Source organism: Monashia sp. HAY1-2A, from assembly GCF_056755315.1.
Genome location: NZ_JBNDHY010000245.1, coordinates 1 through 3620 on the forward strand (window position 1 = coordinate 1; position 3620 = coordinate 3620).

General features: G+C 71.8%; 3 protein-coding genes. All 3 read right to left on the bottom strand.

All coding sequences use genetic code 11. From position 1 onward, the window contains the following. Positions 1-71: 71 nt before the first annotated feature. Positions 72-1361: a S1C family serine protease gene (locus tag ACPYOM_RS21225; protein ID WP_481347473.1), complete on the bottom strand. Its 1290-nt coding sequence runs from the start codon at positions 1359-1361 to the stop codon at positions 72-74. A 74-nt stretch (positions 1362-1435) separates the two neighbouring features. Further along, positions 1436-2944 carry a sensor histidine kinase gene (locus tag ACPYOM_RS21230; protein ID WP_481340892.1) on the bottom strand — a complete coding sequence of 503 codons (1509 nt, stop codon included), beginning with the start codon at positions 2942-2944 and terminating at the stop codon, positions 1436-1438. Positions 2945-2964: 20 nt separating this feature from the next. Further along, positions 2965-3620: response regulator transcription factor (locus ACPYOM_RS21235; protein WP_481347474.1), on the bottom strand; the 656-nt coding region annotated here is incomplete at its 5' end.

Genomic DNA, 3620 nt, shown 5'->3' on the forward strand with positions numbered 1-3620 from the left:
TCCGTCGTCGGCAGCGTCAGATGTGTATAAGAGACAGGCCCGACGCTCCCCGGGCCGCCGCCGCGTCCGGGTCAGCTCGACGAGCTGGGCTTGACGGCGAGGGTCACCTGCACGTCCTGGCGCTGGCCGCCGCGGACGATCGTCAGCGTCGTCTTGTCGCCGGCCGTCATCTCGCGGATCTGGGCCACGAGGGCCGTGGCCGAGTCGATGCGCTGGCCATCGGCGGCGATGACGACGTCGCCGCTCCTCAGGCCGGCGTTCGCGGCAGGCGTCCCGCCCTGGACCGAGGCCACCTGGGCCCCGGCGCGCCTGGCCGGGCCGTCGGTGACGACGGTGTCGCGCAGCGTCACCCCGAGGAAGGCGTGCTCGGCCTTGCCGCTCTTGATGAGCTGCTCGGCGATCGACCTGGCCTCCTTGACCGGGATCGCGAAGCCGATGCCGATGTTGCCGCTCTGGCCGCTCGATCCCTGGCTCAGCGACGCGATCGAGCTGTTGATGCCGACGAGCTGGCCCTTGGCGTTGACGAGGGCACCGCCGGAGTTGCCGGGGTTGATCGCCGCGGACGTCTGGATCGCGTTCGTGACGACCTCGTCGCCGGCACTGCCCTGCTGGCCGAACGGCGACTGGTTCTGCTCGGACGTGCTCGTGCTGACGGGGCGGTTGAGCGCCGACACGATGCCCGTCGTCACGGTGCCCGACAGCCCGAGCGGGTTGCCGACGGCCATGACCGGGTCGCCGACCTTGAGCGCCTCGGAGTCGCCGACCGAGATCGGGACGATGTCGTTCGGGACCGAGGCGAGCTTGATGACGGCGAGGTCGGTCGACGGGTCGGTGCCGACGATCGTGGCGCTGTAGGTGCGCCCGTCGGACAGCGTCACGGTGATCTGTCCCTGGCCGCCCGTCGCGTCACCGACGACGTGGTTGTTCGTCAGGATGTGGCCGGTCTTGTCGAAGACGACGCCCGAGCCGGCGGCCTCACCCTGCGGCGTCGTGACGTCGATGCTGACGACGCTCGGCGACACCGCCTTGGCCACCGCGGACCAGTCGGGGCTCGAGGCGTTGCCCTGGATGACGGTCGGCGAGGAGCCCTGGCTCGAGCTCTGCGTCGTGCTCGAGGAGCTGCTCGCCGTCGAGCCGTCGTGCCCGGCGTACTGCGTCGCGGCGTACGTGCCGCCGCTCGCGAGGACCGCGGCGAGGAGGGCGGTCACGGCCGTCTGGCCGATCCGGCGGTCCCGGCGCGGCGGCGGGGGAGGCGTCTGCTGCTGGGTCGGCCCGAACGCCGGCGGGACGGGCGGGGAGGCCTGGCTGTAGTAGTCGGCGCCCTCGGGGATGCGCTGGGTGTTGTCCGGTGCCAGGGTCATGGCTCCTCCTCATGTGGCTGTACCTGCCTGGTACCCATGTCATCGAGGCAGCTTTTGACGGCGTTGTGGCGTCCCTAGGAATCGCCTGTGCGATGCTCGCGGGTCGCGTGGACGGGCAGCTCGACGACGAACGTGGCGCCCCCGCCGGGGGTCTCCTCGACCCGGACCGAGCCGCGGTGTGCCTCGACGATCGCCTCGACGATGGCCAGCCCGAGACCGTTGCCGCCGCCCTTGCCCCGGCTGCGCGAGGTGTCGGCACGGTAGAAGCGCTCGAAGACGCTGGCCCGTGCCTCGGGCGGGATGCCCGGCCCGTGGTCGCGGACGTGGAGGGCGACGTGGGCGGTGTCGACCCGGCCGACGAGGATCTCCACGGGTGTACCAGGCGGTGTGTGCAGCCGCGCGTTGGTCACGAGGTTCGTCACGACCTGGCGCAGCTGGCGCTCGTCGGCCTCGAGCTCGGTCGGACCGATCGGGCCGTGGATGCCGGTGGCCGTCACGTGCCGGTCCGGCGCGATGGTGCGGGCGTCCTGCGCGGCGTCGGCGGCGAGGACCGCGAGGTCGACGGTCTGGATCTCCAGCGGCCGCTCGCCGTCGAGGCGCGCGAGCGTGAGCAGGTCCTCGACGAGCCCGCTCATGCGCTGGCTCTCGCTCTCGATGCGGCCCATCGCCCCCGTCACGGCCTCGGCGGTCGGCAGCGCGCCCTGGCGGTACAGCTCGGCGTAGCCGCCGACGGCCGCCAGTGGCGTCCGCAGCTCGTGCGACGCGTCGGCGATGAACCGTCGCATCTTGGCCTCGTTGGCCTCCCGGACCGCGAAGCTCTGCTCGATGCGGCCGAGCATCGCGTTGAGCGAGCGCGACAGCGAGGCCACCTCGTCCTCGGTGTCGGGCACGGCGACGCGCTGGGTCAGGTCACCGCCGGCGATCTGGGCGGCGGTGTCCTCGATGCGGGTCAACGGTCGGAACGTGCGCCCGACGAGGTACCAGCCCAGCGCCGCGCACACGAGCAGGACGATGACGCCGATGGCGACGGCGTACCAGATGAACTGCTGGACGGTGCTCTGCAGCCCCCGCAGCGGCAGCGCGACGATGAAGGTGGCCTTGTCGTCGGCCGTCGAGCGCGCCATCGCCAGCCACGAGCTGCCCCCGCCCTCGGAGGGCACCTCGAACGACGAGCCGTCCTCGACGAGGGGGTCCTCGGGGTTGAGCCGGGGGAGCAGCGGCGAGTCGTCCTCCGTCGCGGCCTCGCCGAGGTTGATCGTCCGGGAGGACCCGACGGGCATGAGGCGCAGCGTGAAACCGCTCGGGAGGACGGGTTTGCCCTGGACGAGGTCCTGGGCCTGGTAGCGCGCGATGCTCGTCGCGTAGACGTCGAGCTCCTGGTCGGACTGGCCGACGAGGTACTGGCGCAGGAGCGCGCTGACGACGAGCGTGACGACCGACAGCGCGACGAGGATGAGGCCGAGCGCGACGCCGAGCAGACGCCACCGCAGCGGGAGGGCTCGGAGCCGACCGAAGGGACGGCGACGCCCACGGGTCGGACGCGCGCGGCGGTCGGGCGCTCCGCTCGCCGGCTCGGGGTTCATGTCGGCTCCGTCGGGTCGGGTCAGCTCGAGGTCTCCGGCGGCACGCGCAGGACGTAGCCCACGCCCCGCTTCGTGTGGATCAGCGAGGGGCCGTCGGCATCGATCTTGCGCCGCAGGTAGGAGATGTAGGACTCGACGATGCCCGACTCGCCGCGGAAGTCGTAGTCCCAGACGTGGTCGAGGATCTGCAGCTTGGACAGCACGCGGTTGGGGTTGAGCAGCAGGTAGCGCAGCAGCTTGAACTCGGTGGGGGACAGGTCGATGACGCGTCCGCCGCGGCGCACCTCGTGGGAGTCCTCGTTGAGCTCGAGGTCGTGGAAGCGCAGTGTCGCGGTCTCGTCGACGGCCCCCCTCGTGCGGCGAAGCACGGCGCGGATGCGGGCGATGACCTCCTCGAGGCTGAACGGCTTGGTGACGTAGTCGTCACCACCGACGGTCAGCCCCTGGATCTTGTCACCGGTGGCGTCGCGCGCCGTGACGAAGACGATCGGCTGCTGGCGGCCGCGGTCGCGCAGGCGACGCGTCACCTCGAAGCCGTCGACGTCGGGCAGCATGACGTCGAGGACGACGAGGTCAGGCTCGGTCTCCTCGGCCATGGCGAGGGCGCTCGTGCCGTCGGCGGCCGTCTCGACCTCGAAACCGGCGAAGCGCAGGGAGGTGGCGAGCAGCTCACGGA

What these genes read in the sequence shown, in the direction of transcription:
- ACPYOM_RS21225 (WP_481347473.1), bottom strand. Translation starts at nt 1,361, where the DNA reads ATGACCCTGGCACCGGACAACACCCAGCGCATCCCCGAGGGCGCCGAC.
- ACPYOM_RS21230 (WP_481340892.1), bottom strand. Translation starts at nt 2,944, where the DNA reads ATGAACCCCGAGCCGGCGAGCGGAGCGCCCGACCGCCGCGCGCGTCCG.